This is a genomic window from Bradyrhizobium sp. B120, assembly GCF_049075665.1.
Lineage (GTDB): Bacteria > Pseudomonadota > Alphaproteobacteria > Rhizobiales > Xanthobacteraceae > Bradyrhizobium.
On record NZ_CP185242.1, the window covers coordinates 4,610,797 to 4,627,156 of the forward strand.

Consider the following 16,360-nt stretch of genomic DNA (forward strand, 5'->3'; position numbering starts at 1 on the left):
AATCGGTTCGGACGGACTTGGCGGAAAGGCGGATTTTTCATATTGCGGATGCTACAAGGCGGCCACGGTCCCGTAGCTCAACTGGATAGAGTAGCGGATTTCTACTCCGCGGGTTGCAGGTTCGAATCCTGCCGGGATCGCCACTCCACTCCCCTCGGCGAAACCATTTTCCGGAAGCCGCGAAGCCGGCCGGAAACAAAGCCGGGGTAGCGTCCCGTCATTGGACCAAAAGGGGATTCGGTCATGTGGGATTTCATCAACGAATTGTATCGGGATTTCTGCCTGGCTCGCCTGCAGGAGATGCGGAAGGTCGAGCATCATATCTGAACAGGCACGGAGCATGGACAACGATCGGCCCTTGGCCGGCGCCATCCTCACGGCGATGGTGATTGCCGCGGTGGTCTGGGCGATAATCGGACCTCCGCCGTCGCACAAGAAGGTCAGCAGCCAACACCAGACTGTCGCGAGACGCTAAGCCCCGTATGAATACGGGGTGCTCGAACCTTGGCGCCAGTCTTGCAGACAGAACATCACTGGGATTGCGGGCCCAGGTTGAAACAGACCGCCGCCGGGACAATTCATTTCGAGCCCGGCGGCGTAGTTTCGTTGGCGACCCAATTCTAAGGTTCTCTTAACCACCAGCGAAGGCCGCGCGCGAGAGCGTGGACCGATTGCGCGTCCGTTCGCGTTGTACAGCGCCATGCGTACAACGGGTCATTGGGTCATCGTTGCGGTGTGGGGCGCGGCAGTTCTCGCCACGCCCATCGCAACCGCCGAGGCACAACAGGTGCAGGCCGGAACGCTCGCGTGTCGCGGCGGCCCCGATACCGGTTTCGTCCTGGGCGCGGTGACCAATCTCGATTGCGTGCTGCACGCCGACAGCGCACCGGACAGTCGTTACGTCGCAGCCATTCCAAACCTCGGCATCTTCATCGGCGACGAGGAAGTCGCTCTGACCTGGAAGGTGATGGCGCCAGTGCCGTGGCTCGGGCTCGACCAACTCGCCGGCGGTTACACCCACGCAAGCGGCGCGCGTGACAATGTCCTCACCGGCGGCACGAATACTCCGATCACGCTGCATCCGTTGAACGAGGATGCTTTCTCTAGTCCGCCGGTCAAAATCGAGAGCCTGGAAATTCGGCCGATGGATCGCTGATGCTGCGCACTTTGTGCCAAAACGTCAGATTGCCGCGAATTGCGGCTTGATCGGCATCCAACAAACCGCCTGGATTCACGCAGGTTCCGTTCATGTGAGAGGGTTCACAGGCGCATCGCAATTCGAGTGCTACGCTGCAGGAATTCTTACAATCATTTTTGCCGACGAATTTCATGGCGAAGCTTTTGACGGTCACCGCAACGGTGTTTGCTGTTCTGGCAATGCTGCGGGGCCAGCCGAACGAGTTTGTTCCGCTGCCTACGAAGCCGATGCCTGGCGTTCTCATTCCGTGACGCCATGGACAGCGCCGGACAAGCATTCTGGCTGATGCTGCTGTTTAGCTGCCTCGGCGCTTGTCTCGTGTGGGCCCTCTACGAGATCGAGCAATCGCGAGACCGGGACCGTCGACGAGCGGACCTTGTCCGCAATGCAATGAAGTCCGTCGTGCCGCGGACCAACAGCCGGAGATAGGGCACGCCGTTTGGCGACGTCGAGAACAGCAACTTGTGACGGCGCCAGGCGAAGCGATTGCTCATCTGCGTTGGCACGAAATGCACAACGCCGCCCGCTTGAAATATACGCGGACGGCGTTGCTCCTAGCCCCAGGAAGGTGATGCAAAATCCTGACAGCTCCAAGTCTGCACGTTTTGTGCCAACGATCATGGTCCATATGGGCTATTTGGCTGCAGAAAAACGAATGTAGGTTAAGAACCGAGGCGCCGGTGACGGAGCCTCACGACCAAAGTGTCAACTTGGCCTCGGCGTGGCCCACGCGCTGAGGCCTTTCTTTTTTGATATCCGCGGTCTGCCCTGAAATCGCGTCTTGTTCTTATCATTCAGCGCACGAAACGATTCCGTAGTTCTCCGTGCGTGAACAAAGTTCCGACAACGGTCGAGATGCCGAACGTATTCGGTTCGTCACGTTGCAGGTTCCGATTCTCGCAGCGATCCTGGGCGGCGTGCTTCGTGATATCTTAATCTGGAATTGCTTCTTCAAGGGATTGCCAGCGTTCTCATTGTTCGCCGACATTTTGGGATCGATATGGAAGACTCCGTCCAGATCCGTTGCACGCGCTGCAAGAACGTTTTTCGTGATCGCGCCAAGCGGCTGCAGAATGGTTACTCGCGTCAGTGCCCGAGCTGCGAGATCGTCCTCTTCTTCGACGAGGATTCGCACGATTCAAATATCAAGCGCGCGATGCGAACCGCACGGCGCGCGCGGAACGAACTGCGTGAGAGCGAGGGCGTGAGCGCGAGAATGGCTGCGGCCGCCCCTCGGCGATACGGCGGGCGCTCGGCATCGAGCTCTCGGGGAACCGAGGACGACGACGCCGATTGAGTGTGGCGCGAGGGGCCACCGCACTATCCGCCGCCTCGGCCGGCATTTTCCGACGCGCGGTCGAGCCATTGCCGCGTCGACTCGTCACTCCAGCCGGGAACGGCGAAGCGCGCCGCCGGCGCTGTAGCCGCGGGCGAACGAACGGTCGCGGGTTGGCGTGTGTGGGAGTGACGCCGTGGCGCGGCGTTCGCAGACACGCACAGGATGACCAACAGGCCAAGTGCCAAGACACAACGCATCGCCTTTGCTCCTGACGACCATCGCGACCGCGCCGAGAGAACGATCACCTCGCCTGTTTGCTCGGCCGATGCGCCATTCCCATATAGACCCCGCCGGCTTTCAATTCTTCCAACATCTGGTCGATCCGCTTGCGCTTGGTGGCAGCCCGCACGCTGCGTTCGATCCAGTGCAGATAGTCATTGCGTTGATACGGCGGACGTTGCTTGAACGCCTCCGTCAGACCGGCGGCGTCGAGTTCGCGACGGATCCCCGCCGGCATGGTCGCGCGCGGTCGTTTCAGCATCATGCCGTCCTCTCGCGCGGAGCTGCGACCTGGCCCTGCGGGCGCTCCGCCACCGCTACCAGCCATTCGGAGACGAAGTGGTCGGAGGCGTGGACGTCGACCTGCAGGAGGCGGCCCGGCCCGCGCGGCACGTCGCCTCCAGTGGCCGGATCAGGACCGCTGCTTTGCCTCGACGTAGCGCTTGAAATTATCCAGGATCGCCTGCCAGCCGCCGCGCTGCTGCTCGACCGAATGGGTATCCTCGCCGTCGAAGCTGACCTGCAGTTTGACGCCGCCCGCCTCGGGCGTGAACGCAACCTGCGCGGTGCGGTCGCCGAACGCATATTCGAGCAGCCGGGGCGCCTCAACCTTGGTGTAAGTGCCGGCGAAATCGAACCCCATGCTGCCGTCCTTGGCTTCCATCCGCGACGAGAACGCGCCACCCGCGCGCAGGTCCACGGTCGCAGCAGTGGTGTGCCAATCGTCGGAGGCCGCATTCCACTGCTTGATGTCGTCGGGCGTGGTGTAGGCGCGCCAGACATCTGCGATCGGCGCGGCAACGGTCGTTTCGACGGCAATCTTCATATGCGTTCCTTCGTCGTTCCCTAATGAAGCGGATGCGCCCACGGCGCCCGGCCGGGGCGCCGGGCCGCGGACACTCTACTAGGGTCTGTACCTAAATAGCGACACGTGATTCTCTTGCCTACGTGTTGATTCGGGGGCGAGAGAATGCGCGATGGTTTGTTTTGGCTGAACGACAGGCAATGGGCGCGTATCGAACCGCATCTGCCGAGGGGACTGACGGGGCCGGATCGGGACGACGACCGACGCATCGTCAGCGGCATCATTCACATGTTGCAATCGGGTGCACGATGGCGTGATTGTCCACGTGAATACGGCCCTTACACGACGATCTACAATCGCTTCAATCGCTGGGCCAAGCGAGGACGATGGTGCGCAATCTTCGAAGCGCTGGCCAAACCTGGCGAAGACGGCGTCGTACTGTCGCTCGACTCGACCTCGATTAAAGCTCACCGGTGTGCCTCCGGCGGAAAAGGGGGGAGCACAATCAAGCAATCGGCCGCTCGCGCGGAGGCCGCACGACAAAAATCCATGCGCTGAGCGATCCGCTCTGCCGGCCGGTCGTCCTGCATCTGACTCCAGGCCAGTATGCCGATATCGCTGCGGCTCCCGATGTCCTGGCGCTCGCGCCACCCATGAGCGTGCTCCTCGCCGACAAAGGGTATGATGGCGACAAGCTTCGCGGCGAAATCATTCGTCGCGGCGCCAAGCCCGTAATCCCCAATAAATCTAACCGTGTCGTCATCCATCGCTTCAACAAACGCGCCTACAAAGGACGAAATGTCATCGAACGCTGCTTTTGCAGGCTCAAGGACTTCCGGCGCATCGCCACGCGATATGACAAGCTCGGCCGTAATTTTTTGGCCGCTGTTCATCTCGCCGCTCTCGTCGCATATTGGCTCAATTGAGTCTCAACCCTAGGGCTATTCGCCGTGATCCACAAATCGCTCCGCTGGACGACGGCGCCTGCCAGGGCCGCCGAAAACATGAGGTGGCCGGCGACACCGTTCAACAAACCAAATGGTGTGTGGCCGGCACAAGAATTTCGTCAGGAATGACCGTGTATGGAAGACGGGTCCAACGCCCGGAGAGGACGACATGCGGAACCTGAATACTGTGCTGAGCAAGCTGAACGACCGCCTGCTGCGGCTGGAGGGCGAGCTGTTCGTGCTGCGATCGATCGCGCGCGCCGCCCTGACCTCCGGCGACGAGTCCGCCATCCGCACCCGCAAACTGCTCGAAGGCGCCAAGCTCGCGCTGGCAGACGAAGCCGAACGGCCGCTCGACGCCGCGACCGGGAAATACGTCGCGGCCGCGATCGCCATGGTCGAAGAGCTGCTCGAGAATCCTCGCGAGGCAGCCCCGCTGTTCAGGGTGATCGATGGCGGAAAGCGCGACGATTAGCCCGCAGTCAGGAATAGCGGACCGGGCCTAGCTCGCGCCCTGCACGGCCCTGTCATACGCCTCGATCGTGACTTTCGCCCTGACCGCAACATCCGCGGCCGTCATGCCCGGCTTGTAGAGGCTGCTGCCGAGACCGAAGGCGCGAATACCCGCCTTCACATACTCCGCGAAATTCTGGTCCGAGACGCCGCCGACGGCGGCGAGCATCACATCCGGCGGCAGCACGGCGCGGATCGCCGAGATGCCGGAAGCGCCGAGCACGCTTGCCGGAAAGAATTTCAGGCTCGAGGCGCCCGCGCGTGCGGCGAGCAGCGCTTCCGTCGGCGTGAACACACCGGGCATCGTGATCATCGCGTGGTGCCGGGCGCGCGCCAGCACGTCGACATCGACGTTCGGCGACACCATGAGGCGCCCGCCGGCGTCATGGAGACGATCGACGTCTCCCGCGGTCAGCACCGTACCGGCGCCGATCAGGACATCAGCAGGCGCCCGCTTCGCCGCGATCTCGATCGAACGGAACGGCTCGGGGGAGTTCAGCGGAATCTCGATCGCGGTCATATCAGCCTCGAGCAGCGCGCTGACGATGCCCAAGGCCTCGTCCGGCTTGACGCCGCGCAGGATCGCGACCAGCGGACGCTTCATCGGAGGAAACGGAATGCTCATGCGTGATCCCTCAATTGTTCCAGATCGCTGCCGCGGCGCCGGCGAGGCCACGGCGAACCGCCTCCTCCGCATCCATCACGTTGAGCGGAATCGAAAGGCTTTCGAGCGCGATCCGATAGAGCCGTTGCAGCCGGCCCGATGCGATCAGCGTCACCGGCGTTGCTCGCTCCCGCTCGGCAAGGCCGGCCGCCAGCTCGGCACCGATCAACGTACCGGAGATCGTCTCACGGGCCGCCTGCGCGCTGCCGCCGAACAGCAACTGCCGGGATCGTACCCGAAACAGCAAATTGGCCGATAGCGCCGGCGTTGCGAACGCCTCGACGACGGCCGAGCGGAACGCATCTGCATCAACGGCCTCTTCCGCTCCGGCGACGGCATGCGACAGAATGGTGTCGCGCGCAACCACGCTGAACAACTCGCCGGTCATGAAGGTCGCAAAGCGCTCGACCGTTCCACCGCGCAGGCGCACCCATTTGGAATGGGTTCCCGGCATGCAAACGAGGGCCTCACCCGGCGCATCCAGACCGAGCGCGCCGAGCAACTGGGTTTCCTCGCCACGCATCACATCGGGCGCCGTAGCATCGCGCTGCGCAATCCCGGGCAGGATGCGGATATCGCGCGGCTGTCCCCTGGCCACGACGGCGCCTTTGAGGATATCGGAGAGATGCGCCGGTGTGTCGACATAGCCGGCCTCGACCCACCCCTGCCGCGCGCCGGCCATGCCGCAGATCACGACCGGCAGATTGGCCGCCGCGCCCAGCGCGTCGAGATGCGATTGCAGTACCGACGCAAAGCCGGCCCTGGCGGCCGCCGTCATGCCATCGTCGCCGCGGCGTTCGCCGAACACCTCGCCGCCGGCGCCCATCAGCCAGAGCCGAAAGCTGCTGGTGCCCCAATCGACCGCGACATAGGAAGGCCCGCTCATCGCGCTCTGTTCCACGCTCTTGGTTTCCGGCTCGGCGATGCCGCCGTCGAACAGACGCGATAACGGCGTTCATGACGCCGCGCAAGGCGCACGGATATCGCGCCGCCACGCGATCACGCGAACGCGCGCGCATGCGACCGCCGGGCCCGGTTCGCGTCGGTGCGTGCGCCGATCGTTACCGCGCGCCCTTCAGCGTACAGGAGGTCGTGCAGGTCGTGACGTTGCCATGGTCACACTTGATGCAGGCGTTGACGCACTGATCCATGACCTTGGGATTGTACTGACTATAAAGATTGGCCGCGCAGCTGTTGGTCGATCCCGTGACCTCCGGGTCGGACCAGCAACCGGACAGTAAAAATGCTGCGGCACTCAAAATGGCGACCTTGTGCATAAGGCCTCCTGCCACGCTCTATCCAAGTAACCTTGCAAGTAACCTTGATAGGTTAGGTTAAATTCCGGTTTCAATTGCGACCTGATCCGGAAGCAGTATTGCTTATCCACCGGACATTTCCCCAAGGTCCGGGCCCACACCGGCAAGGCCGTCAGGCGACCCCGCCTGGCGGCTTTGTTGCCCAGCAATGCACAAGGATACCAACAAGATGGCCCGAAAGCCGCGGTGGTCGTTCAAGGAGGACCGACGACTGATGGAATTGGCGCGCTCCTCCAAGTCGCTGGAGGAGGTCGTGAAGGCGACCGGCCGTTCGCCGGAGCGCATCAAGAAGATGGCAATGCGCCTTGGCCTCTCAATCAAGCCGCGTGGCGCCACCAAGAAATAGTTTGAAATACGGCCGCGGCCGCAGCCCGGCCGGCCAGTGTGCGTTCGAGCGAAGTGGGCACCGACCCGCTTGAAGACGACGCGTCAGAAGCAAGGATCTAGGGTTCCGGCGGACAATCGTCCTTCGCCCGCACCGGGATCGCCCTGACCTCGCCCTCGGTCTTCACCTCACGCTCAGCCTTCACCTCGCGCTCAGCCCTGGCCTCTTGTTCATCCCCGCCCGCCCGCGTGCAGGTGGTCAGCACGAAAGCCACGCGGCTGCATTGCCACGCCGGCCCGAGCGCCGCGCTCGACACCGGTTCTGGCGACGCCAGCGTCAGGGATACATACGCTACCAAAACGGCACCCGCCGCGGCTGCGGCAGCCAGTGCCGCGCCCGTTCCGGACCACAGCTTGGATATCATGGCCTTGGTTCCCGCCGATCTCTGGGAGTCGAGGCAGTCCGCCTGCCCGCGTGTGATCGGAATCACAACTGGGACCAAACAGTTCAGCCTGAACCTTTGGGCTTGATGTGGGAGCGATATTGCACTGCCGCAAGGCAGGATCAGCGCGCTGGCTCGATCACATTACAGTTGGTCCGGCCCGACATCAGGCAGTCCTGCATCTTGCTCGCCGCCGTCAGGTCATGCGCAAGCCAGAGACCGACCGCGAGCATGACCACCGCGACCAGCAGTCCGATCAGCGCCCCGCGGCGGTTGCCTCCGTCTTCGGATTCGCTCATGGCCGCTTCGGTTCCCTTTGCCATCGCCCGCATCATGACCGTTTGCACGGTTGCGTGCGATCAATTCTGCAACAGTCGCACAACGAAATGCGCGCCGGCGGCGATCGGCCCTGCAATTCCATTGCGGGCTGGCGCGACTCGGGAAAAACTGCTCGCTGAAGTGGAGCGCGTGTGCGGGGCGTGCCGGTGAGCGAACAAGAAGCGAGTTACGATTATCACCGTTACAGGCAGCTGCTCTCGGAAGCTGTCGACGAGACCAGCAGACTGCGGCTGATCAGCCTCCTGATCACCGAAAGGGCGCGCGACAGGCTGGAAGCGCAGCGCGCCTCGGACCGCAGCGCGATGACCGCCGAGACAGTCGCCAAGGTGCTCGGCAACGGCCGGCGCGAGCAGTTTCAGCGCGGCTAGCCTGTCGGCAGGTTCGGTGACCAACCACTCACCACGCCGGCCGAAAGCCGGGTGCAAACACCGCCGCCCGCCATTTGCTGTCCGCTCATATCTCCTTTGCTCCACAGCCCCTCGTTCACCACTGGCCTTTTCGCCGCCATTCACTTATTGAACGCCGAACCGAACCCCATCCATCAACGAACAGAAAGCAGCAGGCTTCCTCTATGAGTGGCTTCAAGGAACCGGGTTTTGCCGACCGCCAGAAAGCGGCCCTGCAGGCGCGGCAAAACCTCCTCAACAAGTTTCGCACCCAGCCGGGCGCTGACGATCCGACCGTGAAAGCACGGGCCGAGGAGCGCGCGGCTATCGCCGAACGCCGCGCCAAGGCCAGGGAAGCCCGTGAAATCGAGAGGGCCGAACGGAAGCGCCGCGACGAAGAGGCCGCCGCAGCCGAGGCCATCCGCGTTGCGCGGGAGAAGGAAGAGGAAACCGCGCGACTGGCTGCGCTCGAGGCCGAGCAGAAGGCCAAGCGCGACGCGCGCTACGCTGCGCGCAAGGAGCGCGGCAAGAAGAAGCGCTAAGGCGTAACCAGGCCCGCCACGACGGCGGGCCTGCGAAGGATGAGCGGTGGCGGCGGTCAGTTCTTCTTCATGCCGTCGTCTTTCTTCATCATCGCGCCGCCGTCCTTCTTCATGGCGTCGTCCTTCTTCATCATGCCATCGTCCTTCTTCATGGCATCCTTGGACATCGCATCCTTGGACATCGTGCCTTCCTTCTTCATCGCGTCGTCCTTGCCCATCTTGTCCTGAGCGAAGGCGGCGGGCGCCAGCGCCAGGCTGAACGAGAGCAGCGCGGCGGAAAGGCCGAGGCGGGTCTTGGTGGTCATGATGAGTGATCCCTTGTGTGGTCAAATGTGAGCGCGACGACTTGCCGCTCTCTCCTCGACGCACTTGCGCGGCCGGTTGTTACCTCCAATAACAAATTCTTGAAGCACACCGGCGCGTACGCCCATCGCCCATCGCGCGAGGATCGGACGGCGACGCTGCGGAAGCGCGGTGTGCACCGCAGCAACGGCAAGACTTTGCGGCCTAACGACTTGTGACCGCCTGTCGGCCCGCACTATCAGGGCGCCTCGAACTATCAGACTAGAGAAGTTTCACGCGAAGACCGGCTAAGCTAAAGCTCCGCGCGCCGGTCTAACAGCCACTCAAGAAGCTCTTCAGGGGAACAACCATGCTCACACGCCGCCACGTCCTCGCTTCCGCCCTCGCCGCACCCGCCGTCCTGCGGATGGGTGTTGGGACTGCGCATGCCGCGACCACGCTGAAGATCTCGCATCAGTTCCCCGGCGGCACCATCGAGAAGGGCGATTTCCGCGACAGGCTGTGCCGGATGTTCGCGGCCGAGGTCGCCAAGCGCTCGGGCGGCGACCTCACTGCCGAGGTCTATCCGAACTCCTCGCTGATCAAGACCAACGCGCAGTTCTCCGCGATGCGCAAGGGCGCGCTCGATCTCAGCCTCTATCCGATGCCCTATGCCGGCGGCGAATTGCCGGAGACCAATATCGGCCTGATGCCGGGCCTGGTCACGACCTACGACCAGGGCCTGCGCTGGAAGAAGGAGCCGGTCGGCAAGGCGCTGAGCGACTTCCTCGCCGACAAGGGCATTCTGCTGATCTCCTGGGTCTGGCAGGCCGGCGGCGTCGCCAGCCGCTCCAAGGCGATCGTGGCGCCCGAAGACGCCAAGGGCCTCAAGGTGCGCGGCGGCTCGCGCGAGATGGACATGGTGCTGCAGACCGCCGGCGCCGCCGTGCTGTCGGTGCCGTCCAACGAGATCTACGCCGCGATGCAGACCGGCGCCTGCGATGCCGGCATCACCTCCTCCACCAGCCTGATCTCGTTCCGCCTCGAGGAGGTCGCGAAGTCGCTGACCTCGGGCGCCGGCGCCTCCTACTGGTTCATGCTGGAGCCGCTGATGATGTCGAAGGCGATCTTCGACAAGCTGCCGAAGAACCAGCAGGACATCATCCTCGCCGTCGGCGCCGAGCTCGAGGCGTTCGGCCGCAAGGGGGCGCAGGACGACGATACCGAAGTCACCAAGGTCTATGAGAAGGCCGGCGCCAAGGTCAGCGCACTCGACGCTGCCATTGTCGGCAAGTGGCGCGACATCGCGCGCGACACCGCCTGGAAGGACTACGGTGCCAAGACGGCGACATCAGCCAACCTGCTGAAGCTCGCAAGCGACGTCGCCGCATGATGCATGGTCCGGCCGCGGATCAAGCCGAAACTCCAAGCATCGCCACGGGCCATGCACCCGTGGCGATGCTCGGGCGTGCGCTGTCCGTCTGCAACAACATCATCGTGGTATTCGCCGCGCTCGCCTTGATCGCGGCCTGCGTGATCCTGAGCTACAGCGTGCTCGGCCGCGCCCTGTTCCACAGCCCGAACTACTGGCAGGACGAGGCCGCCGTGTTCCTGCTGGTCGGCGCCACCTTCATGTCCGCGGCCTACGTGCAGAGCCAGCGCGGTCATGTCAGCATCGAGGCGTTCGTCGGCCTGCTCTCGGCGCGCGCCAACAGCATCAGGCTGTGGCTGGTCGACGTCGCGAGCTTCGCGTTCTGCACCTTCTTCGCCTGGAAGTCCTGGACCCTGGCGCACGAGGCCTATGTCGACGGCCAGGTGTCCAACTCGATGTGGTCGCCGCCGCTCGCCATCCCCTATGGGCTGATGGCGCTCGGCATGACGCTGCTCTGCGTGCAGCTCGTTCTGCAAATCCTCATTCCGCTGACCGGTGGCGCACGCCGATGACCGTGTTTGGTATTGGCATCTCCTACGGGCTTGCCACCCTGTTTGCGATGTTCTCCGGCATGCCGATCGCATTCGCGCTCGGTGCGGTCGCCGTCGTCTTCATGGCGATCTACATGCCGGCGGCCTCGCTCGATACGGTGACCCAGAACGTCTACGAGGAGATGGCCTCGATCACGCTGCTGTCGATCCCGCTGTTCATCCTGAAGGGCGCGGCGATCGGTAAATCCCGCGCCGGCCAGGATCTCTACTCGGCGCTGCATGCCTGGCTGCACCGCGTGCCCGGCGGCCTCGGCGTCGCCAACGTGTTCGCCTGCGCGTTGTTCGCGGCGATGGCCGGTTCCTCGCCCGCGACCTGCTCGGCGATCGGTTCGGCCGGCATCCCCGAGATGCGCAAGCGCGGCTATTCCGCCGGCTTTGCCGCAGGAATCATCGCCGCCGGCGGCACGCTCGGTATCCTGCTGCCGCCCTCGATCACGATGATCCTGTTCGCCGTCGCGGCCGAGAAGTCGCTCGGACGGCTGTTTCTCGCCGGCATCGGCCCCGGACTGCTGCTGGTGTCGTTGTTCGGCGTCTACGCCGTGTTCCGTTTCCGCAAGGAATACGCCATGGCCAAGGTCGCCTATGACGCGACCGGCAAGGATGCGGCGATCCTGCAGCGCGACGAATTCACCATGGCCGAGCGCTTCAGCGCGCTGCCGCGCGTGATCCCGTTCGTGCTGCTGCTGACCGGCGTGATGATCGCGCTCTATGGCGGCTACGCGACGCCGTCGGAAACCGCCGGCCTCGGCGGCCTCCTGGCGCTCGGGCTGATCGCCGTGATCTACAGCGTGTGGAAGCCCAGCGACCTGGCGCCGATCCTGAAATCGACCATTCGTGAATCGACCATGCTGATGCTGATCATCGGCATGTCGCTGCTCTATTCCTATGTGATGAGCTATCTGCACATCTCGCAGTCGGCGGCGGAGGCGATCGTCGCGATGCACCTGCCGCGCTGGGAGCTGTTGTTTGCGATCCTCGTGATGGTGATCGTGCTCGGCTTCTTCCTGCCGCCGGTCTCGATCATCCTGATGACCGCGCCGATCATCCTGCCGCCGCTCCGCGCCGCCGAGTTCGACATCATCTGGTTCGGCGTCGTCATGACCATCGTGATGGAGATGGGCCTGATCCACCCGCCGGTCGGTCTCAACATCTTCGTCATCCGCAACGTCGCGCCCGACATCCCGCTGAGTGAGGTGATCTGGGGCACGCTGCCCTTCGTGCTGCTGATGATGTTCGCGGTGCTGATGCTGTGCTTCTTCCCGGAGATCTCGACCTGGCTGCCGAACCTGGTGATGGGGCCGGACGGCGGACGCTAGACCGGTCGCCTGAAGCAAGCGCGTCAAGCGGGAGCTTCAGGCCGCCTCCTGCTCCCGTGCTGCGAGGGCCTGCTCGATCCGGCGGACCAGGAGCGCCGTCGGACGTCCCTCGCGCTGCAGCCGGCGGAGTTCATTCCATAGCCTGATGATTTCGCGGTCTCGCTCGGCGTCCATGGCGGCATTCTCCCGGCGCGCCCCATCATGAACGAAACAGGAACAATCCGCAAGACCGCAAGGAGCCAGGCCGAGGTCCTGAAAACGAAAGAGAAGAAAAAGAGGAAGCAGCCCCGCCCCCGGCTAGGGATAGCCGTCACCCGGCGTATCGACCTCGATCACGTCGATCCGCGACACCGATTTGCCCTTCCGCAGTTCCTCGTAGGACGTCTCCGCGCTCAGGCAGAAAAGCGTCCTGCGATCCGCGCCGCCGAGTGCACAGGCGAGCGCGCGGCGGCCAGGTACCGCGATGCGCACACGCTCCACACCATTGCGATCGATCCTGACAAACGCGTCTTCGGTGAAGGACGCGACCCAGATTGCGCCGTCGCCATCGAGGCAGATGCCGTCGGGATCATTGACGCGACCGAACCGCCCGCGGAGGCTGAGGCCGCCGTCCGGCGCGATGTCGTAGTCGGCCAGACCGCCACCATCCATCTCCGCGACGACGAGCCGGCGATGGTCGGAGGAGACGGCAATGCCGTTGGGAAAGCGCAAGCCGTCGGCGACGACGCGGGCGCTGCCGTCGGGCATCACCAGGATAATGCGGCCGACGGCGCCACGGCCCTCCGGCGGCGGCAGATTGAAGCCGAGATCACCGACATAGGCACGGCCCTGCCCGTCGACGATCATGTCGTCGATCGTGCCGGTCGCGATCCCGGAAAGATCGGCATACAGCGACAGCGCACCACCGGAAAACCGCAGCAGCCGCTTTTTGAACATCGTCAGCACGACGATGTCGCCATCAGGCAGCACGCCAAGACCGCACGGCGTGTCGTCGTTCACCGCCGCATGCTCCTGGCGTTCGCCTGACGGGCTGATGCTGAGCAGCGTTCGCGCCATGCAGTCGACGAACCAGAGCCGCCCGCGATGCCAGCGCGGGCCCTCGAAATAGCGCCCGCCATCCAGGATGGTTCTGAGCCGAGCCGTCATGACGCACCGGCCTGAAAGAACAGATCTGACATCAGAAGCGCCCCGCCATATGTATCGGCGAGGATATATCCCCGCTGGGACCGGTCAAACCGGCGTCTCGGCCCCTTAAAAAGACCCGCAAAACCCCGGTTCCCGCAGGGTTCCACACGCTGTATGCCATATTTTGCCGCGTTTTCCCTGTTGAGTTGCGGCAGCGTTAATACTCGAGAATCGAGGGTGGTAGTAATCTGCGGCGGTTGTGCCGCGTACGACGCGTTCCGTTTGTGCCTGATCGTTTCAGGGGGGCCAGGGAATGAACCGTTGCCTACGTCCGCTGGCGTGCCTCGCCACGGTGGCCGTGCTTGCGCTGCTTCCGCTTGAAGCGGCCGCCAAACCGCATCATCAGCACCAGGCCAAGAGCGGCCACGGGGACAGGAAGGCGCACGGCGCCAAGACGACGCGCGAGAGCGCCGCCGGCAAGCGGCGCCATGCCAGGCATGGCGCCGACAAGCGCAAATCCGCGAAGGCCAAATCCGCTCCGTCCAAATCGGCTGAGACCTCGAAGGCGCCCGAGCCGGAGAAGCCCGCCGGGCCGCAACTGTCGGGCGATCTCGCCGCGGTCAGGGACGCGATCACCGCGGCGCGCCGGGGCAAGACCAGCGACGCGACCGATATCCAGGCAAAGATCACCGATCCCGTCGGGCGCAAGCTTGTCGAGTGGTATCTGCTGCGCCACTCGGAGTCGAATGCGCTGTTCAGCCGCTATGCGGCATTCGTGACGGCCAACCCGGACTGGCCAAGCGTCACGCTGTTGCGCAAGCGGGCTGAAGCAAGGATGTGGCAGGAGCGCAGCGATCCGGCAACGGTGCACGGCTTCACGCTCGATCAGCCGATCAGCGCCAAGGGCAAGTTCGCGCTCGCCCGTACGCTGCTCGCCGAAGGCGATCGCGACGGCGCCACGCGGCTGGTGCGCGAGGCCTGGCGCTCGGACGAATTGCTGGACCGTACCGAGAGCGACGCCTATGACGCATTCAAGGACCTGCTGACGCGCGACGACCACCGCGCGCGCATGGACAAGCGGATCGGCGCCAAGGATCTTGCCGGCGCGCGGCGCGCGGCGCAGCACCTCGGCAGCGACGAGCTGGCCATCGTGAAGGCTTGCGGCGCGGTCCGCGGGCAATCCAGCAAGGCAGAGGACACCCTCAACGATGTCCCGGCGGACGCCCGCAGCGACCTCGGCTACACGCTCTGCCGAATCCAATGGCTGCTGACGAAGAACCGGATCGACGATGCGGCGCGCGTGACGATTGCCGCGGCGCCCGAGACCATGGCGCAGCAGGACACCGACCAGTGGTGGCGCGAGCGCCGCATCCTCTCCCGCAAGCTGCTCGACCAGGGTGAATACCAGGCGGCCTATGACGTCATCCGCGCCGCGGCACCGCCGGACAATCCGTATTACCGCTCCGACATGCACTTCATGCGCGGCTGGATCGCGCTGCGCTATCTCGACGACGCCAGGACCGCGGCGGCGCATTTCGCACGGATCGACGAAGGCCAAACCAACCCGACCGTGCTGGCACGCGCCGCCTATTGGCGCGGCCGTGCCGCCGAGGCGCTTGGCAACAACGTGGCGATGCGGGCCGACTACCAGGCCGCGGCGCGCTACCCGACCGCCTATTATGGTCAGCTCGCGCTGGCCAGGCTCGGCCGTGACGGCATCGAGTTGCGCGCTCCCTCGCCGGCGGCCAGCGCCGGCAGCATGGCGGCCGACGAGCGCGTGCGTGCGGCCGACATGCTCTATGCGATCGGCGAGCCCGACATCGTGCTCTATTTCGCCGCCGACCTCGCCGAGGAGAGCACAGATGTCGGGATGCTCGAGGCGCTCGGCGAACTCACCGGCCGCCATAACGATGCCCGCGCCATGCTGCAGATCGGCAAGATCGCGCTGGCGCGGGGCTTCGCCTTCGACCATTACGCCTTCCCGGTCATTGGCATTCCCAAGCATACCCCGATCGCCCCGGATATCGGGCGCAGCATGACCTACTCGATCGCGCGCACGGAAAGCGCATTCGATCAACGCGACAAATCGGCGGCCAACGCCGTCGGCCTGATGCAGGTGACGCCCGAGGCCGGCCGCGACACCGCCAAGCGTTTCGGCGTCAGCTACGACTGGAGCCGGATGGTTTCCGATCCGGTCTACAACACCCAGATGGGCGCCGCCGAGTTGAGTGCGCTGCTGGCGGAATATCGCAACTGCCACATCATGACCTTTGCCGGTTACAACGCCGGCCGTGGCCGCGTCCGCGACTGGATCAAGGCCTATGGTGACCCGCGTGATCCCAAGGTCGATGCGGTCGATTGGGTGGAGCGGATTCCGATCTCGGAGACGCGCAACTACGTCCAGCGCGTGATGGAGAACTTTGCGGTCTATCAGGCGCGGTTCGAGGACGCGGCCACGGCGCTGGCGGCCAAAAGCGGCGAGCGCGTGGTGACGCAGGAGAGCAACGCGGCGCCGGCGCAGACAATGCCGTCGCAATAATGCTGCGTCGTCCCGGCGAAAGCCGGGACCCACACGCCGCGGCCGACGTAAGGGGCAATCGGCTCGACGATTTGCGAACA

General features: G+C 64.3%; 22 protein-coding genes, 1 tRNA gene and 1 pseudogene. 13 read left to right on the forward strand and 11 right to left on the reverse strand.

Annotated features, from left to right (window positions below; all coding sequences use genetic code 11):
• The first annotated feature begins 66 nt into the window (after window positions 1-66).
• The 4 genes from ACOIX3_RS21030 (at window position 67) to ACOIX3_RS21045 (ending at window position 2,495) form a co-directional block, all read left to right on the forward strand.
• Window positions 67-143 (forward strand) — tRNA-Arg (locus tag ACOIX3_RS21030).
• 557 nt (window positions 144-700) lie between these two features.
• Window positions 701-1,156, forward strand: a complete 456-nt coding sequence (locus tag ACOIX3_RS21035; RefSeq protein ID WP_420964115.1) for a DUF992 domain-containing protein — start codon at window positions 701-703, stop codon at window positions 1,154-1,156.
• 46 nt (window positions 1,157-1,202) lie between these two features.
• Window positions 1,203-1,484, forward strand: a complete 282-nt coding sequence (locus tag ACOIX3_RS21040; protein WP_420964116.1) for a hypothetical protein — start codon at window positions 1,203-1,205, stop codon at window positions 1,482-1,484.
• Between the two features lie 714 nt (window positions 1,485-2,198).
• Complete coding sequence (locus ACOIX3_RS21045; RefSeq protein ID WP_420964117.1) at window positions 2,199-2,495, forward strand: hypothetical protein; 297 nt, start codon at window positions 2,199-2,201, stop codon at window positions 2,493-2,495.
• A gap of 283 nt (window positions 2,496-2,778) precedes the next feature.
• On the opposite strand, the gene ACOIX3_RS21050 is transcribed toward ACOIX3_RS21045, so the two are convergent.
• From ACOIX3_RS21050 to ACOIX3_RS21060, 3 genes are read right to left on the reverse strand one after another with little or no spacing between them, the layout of a single operon-like run.
• Window positions 2,779-3,018 (reverse strand): YdeI/OmpD-associated family protein, encoded by a 240-nt coding sequence (locus ACOIX3_RS21050; protein ID WP_420964118.1) that lies wholly within the window; start codon window positions 3,016-3,018, stop codon window positions 2,779-2,781.
• Window positions 3,018-3,149: a hypothetical protein gene (locus tag ACOIX3_RS21055; protein ID WP_420964119.1), complete on the reverse strand. Its 132-nt coding sequence runs from the start codon at window positions 3,147-3,149 to the stop codon at window positions 3,018-3,020. The genes ACOIX3_RS21050 and ACOIX3_RS21055 overlap by 1 nt, the downstream gene beginning before the upstream one ends.
• A 19-nt stretch (window positions 3,150-3,168) precedes the next feature.
• Window positions 3,169-3,582, reverse strand: a complete 414-nt coding sequence (locus ACOIX3_RS21060) for an SRPBCC family protein (RefSeq protein WP_092114531.1) — start codon at window positions 3,580-3,582, stop codon at window positions 3,169-3,171.
• 122 nt (window positions 3,583-3,704) lie between these two features.
• Between ACOIX3_RS21060 and ACOIX3_RS21065 the strand changes: the two are divergent.
• Window positions 3,705-4,487, forward strand: a pseudogene (locus ACOIX3_RS21065) (IS5-like element ISBj2 family transposase).
• Window positions 4,488-4,677: 190 nt separating this feature from the next.
• Window positions 4,678-4,983: a hypothetical protein gene (locus ACOIX3_RS21070; protein WP_092114532.1), complete on the forward strand. Its 306-nt coding sequence runs from the start codon at window positions 4,678-4,680 to the stop codon at window positions 4,981-4,983.
• 27 nt (window positions 4,984-5,010) lie between these two features.
• Here ACOIX3_RS21070 and ACOIX3_RS21075 read toward each other — a convergent pair whose 3' ends face one another.
• The 3 genes from ACOIX3_RS21075 to ACOIX3_RS21085 form a co-directional block, all read right to left on the reverse strand.
• Window positions 5,011-5,646, reverse strand: a complete 636-nt coding sequence (locus ACOIX3_RS21075; protein WP_420964120.1) for a 2-dehydro-3-deoxy-6-phosphogalactonate aldolase — start codon at window positions 5,644-5,646, stop codon at window positions 5,011-5,013.
• Window positions 5,647-5,656: 10 nt separating this feature from the next.
• Window positions 5,657-6,571, reverse strand: a complete 915-nt coding sequence (locus ACOIX3_RS21080) for a 2-dehydro-3-deoxygalactonokinase (RefSeq protein ID WP_420964121.1) — start codon at window positions 6,569-6,571, stop codon at window positions 5,657-5,659.
• A 175-nt stretch (window positions 6,572-6,746) separates the two neighbouring features.
• Window positions 6,747-6,962 (reverse strand): hypothetical protein, encoded by a 216-nt coding sequence (locus tag ACOIX3_RS21085; protein WP_420964122.1) that lies wholly within the window; start codon window positions 6,960-6,962, stop codon window positions 6,747-6,749.
• Between the two features lie 208 nt (window positions 6,963-7,170).
• Here ACOIX3_RS21085 and ACOIX3_RS21090 point away from each other — a divergent pair, with 208 nt between their 5' ends.
• Window positions 7,171-7,347 (forward strand): hypothetical protein, encoded by a 177-nt coding sequence (locus ACOIX3_RS21090; RefSeq protein WP_171947593.1) that lies wholly within the window; start codon window positions 7,171-7,173, stop codon window positions 7,345-7,347.
• Window positions 7,348-7,444: 97 nt separating this feature from the next.
• Here the strand turns inward: ACOIX3_RS21090 and ACOIX3_RS21095 are convergent, their stop codons facing one another.
• Both ACOIX3_RS21095 and ACOIX3_RS21100 read right to left on the reverse strand, forming a co-directional pair.
• Window positions 7,445-7,750 (reverse strand): hypothetical protein, encoded by a 306-nt coding sequence (locus ACOIX3_RS21095; RefSeq protein WP_420964123.1) that lies wholly within the window; start codon window positions 7,748-7,750, stop codon window positions 7,445-7,447.
• Window positions 7,751-7,890: 140 nt separating this feature from the next.
• Complete coding sequence (locus tag ACOIX3_RS21100; RefSeq protein WP_420964124.1) at window positions 7,891-8,103, reverse strand: hypothetical protein; 213 nt, start codon at window positions 8,101-8,103, stop codon at window positions 7,891-7,893.
• Window positions 8,104-8,253: 150 nt separating this feature from the next.
• Here ACOIX3_RS21100 and ACOIX3_RS21105 point away from each other — a divergent pair, with 150 nt between their 5' ends.
• Together ACOIX3_RS21105 and ACOIX3_RS21110 are read left to right on the forward strand one after the other, a co-directional pair.
• On the forward strand, window positions 8,254-8,475 hold the full coding sequence (locus ACOIX3_RS21105; RefSeq protein ID WP_420964125.1) for a hypothetical protein: 222 nt from the start codon (window positions 8,254-8,256) through the stop codon (window positions 8,473-8,475).
• 203 nt (window positions 8,476-8,678) lie between these two features.
• Complete coding sequence (locus tag ACOIX3_RS21110; RefSeq protein ID WP_420964126.1) at window positions 8,679-9,035, forward strand: DUF6481 family protein; 357 nt, start codon at window positions 8,679-8,681, stop codon at window positions 9,033-9,035.
• A gap of 56 nt (window positions 9,036-9,091) precedes the next feature.
• On the opposite strand, the gene ACOIX3_RS21115 is transcribed toward ACOIX3_RS21110, so the two are convergent.
• Window positions 9,092-9,340, reverse strand: a complete 249-nt coding sequence (locus ACOIX3_RS21115; protein WP_342728938.1) for a pentapeptide MXKDX repeat protein — start codon at window positions 9,338-9,340, stop codon at window positions 9,092-9,094.
• Window positions 9,341-9,687: 347 nt separating this feature from the next.
• On the opposite strand from ACOIX3_RS21115, the gene dctP reads away from it, so the two are divergent.
• Genes dctP through ACOIX3_RS21130 form a run of 3 tightly spaced genes read left to right on the forward strand, consistent with a single transcriptional unit; the run spans window position 9,688 to window position 12,616 of the window.
• Window positions 9,688-10,710 carry a TRAP transporter substrate-binding protein DctP gene (dctP, locus tag ACOIX3_RS21120; RefSeq protein WP_420964127.1) on the forward strand — a complete coding sequence of 341 codons (1,023 nt, stop codon included), beginning with the start codon at window positions 9,688-9,690 and terminating at the stop codon, window positions 10,708-10,710.
• Window positions 10,710-11,261 carry a TRAP transporter small permease gene (locus ACOIX3_RS21125; protein WP_420971768.1) on the forward strand — a complete coding sequence of 184 codons (552 nt, stop codon included), beginning with the start codon at window positions 10,710-10,712 and terminating at the stop codon, window positions 11,259-11,261. The genes dctP and ACOIX3_RS21125 overlap by 1 nt, the downstream gene beginning before the upstream one ends.
• The gene (locus ACOIX3_RS21130) at window positions 11,258-12,616 is read left to right on the forward strand and encodes a TRAP transporter large permease (protein ID WP_420964128.1); all 1,359 of its coding nucleotides are present in this window, start codon (window positions 11,258-11,260) and stop codon (window positions 12,614-12,616) included. Before ACOIX3_RS21125 ends, ACOIX3_RS21130 begins: the two co-directional genes overlap by 4 nt.
• A gap of 36 nt (window positions 12,617-12,652) precedes the next feature.
• Here ACOIX3_RS21130 and ACOIX3_RS21135 read toward each other — a convergent pair whose 3' ends face one another.
• Both ACOIX3_RS21135 and ACOIX3_RS21140 read right to left on the reverse strand, forming a co-directional pair.
• On the reverse strand, window positions 12,653-12,790 hold the full coding sequence (locus ACOIX3_RS21135; protein WP_158231348.1) for a hypothetical protein: 138 nt from the start codon (window positions 12,788-12,790) through the stop codon (window positions 12,653-12,655).
• Window positions 12,791-12,913: 123 nt separating this feature from the next.
• Window positions 12,914-13,762, reverse strand: coding sequence for an SMP-30/gluconolactonase/LRE family protein (locus ACOIX3_RS21140; protein ID WP_420964129.1), 849 nt, complete (start codon window positions 13,760-13,762; stop codon window positions 12,914-12,916).
• Window positions 13,763-14,054: 292 nt separating this feature from the next.
• Here ACOIX3_RS21140 and ACOIX3_RS21145 point away from each other — a divergent pair, with 292 nt between their 5' ends.
• On the forward strand, window positions 14,055-16,280 hold the full coding sequence (locus ACOIX3_RS21145; RefSeq protein WP_420964130.1) for a transglycosylase SLT domain-containing protein: 2,226 nt from the start codon (window positions 14,055-14,057) through the stop codon (window positions 16,278-16,280).
• The last annotated feature ends 80 nt before the right edge of the window (window positions 16,281-16,360 follow it).

What these genes read in the sequence shown, in the direction of transcription:
- ACOIX3_RS21110 (WP_420964126.1), top strand. Translation starts at nt 8,679, where the DNA reads ATGAGTGGCTTCAAGGAACCGGGTTTTGCCGACCGCCAGAAAGCGGCC.
- ACOIX3_RS21045 (WP_420964117.1), top strand. Translation starts at nt 2,199, where the DNA reads ATGGAAGACTCCGTCCAGATCCGTTGCACGCGCTGCAAGAACGTTTTT.
- dctP (WP_420964127.1), top strand. Translation starts at nt 9,688, where the DNA reads ATGCTCACACGCCGCCACGTCCTCGCTTCCGCCCTCGCCGCACCCGCC.
- ACOIX3_RS21060 (WP_092114531.1), bottom strand. Translation starts at nt 3,582, where the DNA reads ATGAAGATTGCCGTCGAAACGACCGTTGCCGCGCCGATCGCAGATGTC.
- ACOIX3_RS21095 (WP_420964123.1), bottom strand. Translation starts at nt 7,750, where the DNA reads ATGATATCCAAGCTGTGGTCCGGAACGGGCGCGGCACTGGCTGCCGCA.
- ACOIX3_RS21125 (WP_420971768.1), top strand. Translation starts at nt 10,710, where the DNA reads ATGCATGGTCCGGCCGCGGATCAAGCCGAAACTCCAAGCATCGCCACG.
- ACOIX3_RS21135 (WP_158231348.1), bottom strand. Translation starts at nt 12,790, where the DNA reads ATGGACGCCGAGCGAGACCGCGAAATCATCAGGCTATGGAATGAACTC.
- ACOIX3_RS21075 (WP_420964120.1), bottom strand. Translation starts at nt 5,646, where the DNA reads ATGAGCATTCCGTTTCCTCCGATGAAGCGTCCGCTGGTCGCGATCCTG.
- ACOIX3_RS21070 (WP_092114532.1), top strand. Translation starts at nt 4,678, where the DNA reads ATGCGGAACCTGAATACTGTGCTGAGCAAGCTGAACGACCGCCTGCTG.
- ACOIX3_RS21080 (WP_420964121.1), bottom strand. Translation starts at nt 6,571, where the DNA reads ATGAGCGGGCCTTCCTATGTCGCGGTCGATTGGGGCACCAGCAGCTTT.
- ACOIX3_RS21145 (WP_420964130.1), top strand. Translation starts at nt 14,055, where the DNA reads ATGAACCGTTGCCTACGTCCGCTGGCGTGCCTCGCCACGGTGGCCGTG.
- ACOIX3_RS21115 (WP_342728938.1), bottom strand. Translation starts at nt 9,340, where the DNA reads ATGACCACCAAGACCCGCCTCGGCCTTTCCGCCGCGCTGCTCTCGTTC.
- ACOIX3_RS21100 (WP_420964124.1), bottom strand. Translation starts at nt 8,103, where the DNA reads ATGATGCGGGCGATGGCAAAGGGAACCGAAGCGGCCATGAGCGAATCC.
- ACOIX3_RS21140 (WP_420964129.1), bottom strand. Translation starts at nt 13,762, where the DNA reads ATGACGGCTCGGCTCAGAACCATCCTGGATGGCGGGCGCTATTTCGAG.
- ACOIX3_RS21035 (WP_420964115.1), top strand. Translation starts at nt 701, where the DNA reads ATGCGTACAACGGGTCATTGGGTCATCGTTGCGGTGTGGGGCGCGGCA.
- ACOIX3_RS21050 (WP_420964118.1), bottom strand. Translation starts at nt 3,018, where the DNA reads ATGCTGAAACGACCGCGCGCGACCATGCCGGCGGGGATCCGTCGCGAA.
- ACOIX3_RS21090 (WP_171947593.1), top strand. Translation starts at nt 7,171, where the DNA reads ATGGCCCGAAAGCCGCGGTGGTCGTTCAAGGAGGACCGACGACTGATG.
- ACOIX3_RS21130 (WP_420964128.1), top strand. Translation starts at nt 11,258, where the DNA reads ATGACCGTGTTTGGTATTGGCATCTCCTACGGGCTTGCCACCCTGTTT.
- ACOIX3_RS21085 (WP_420964122.1), bottom strand. Translation starts at nt 6,962, where the DNA reads ATGCACAAGGTCGCCATTTTGAGTGCCGCAGCATTTTTACTGTCCGGT.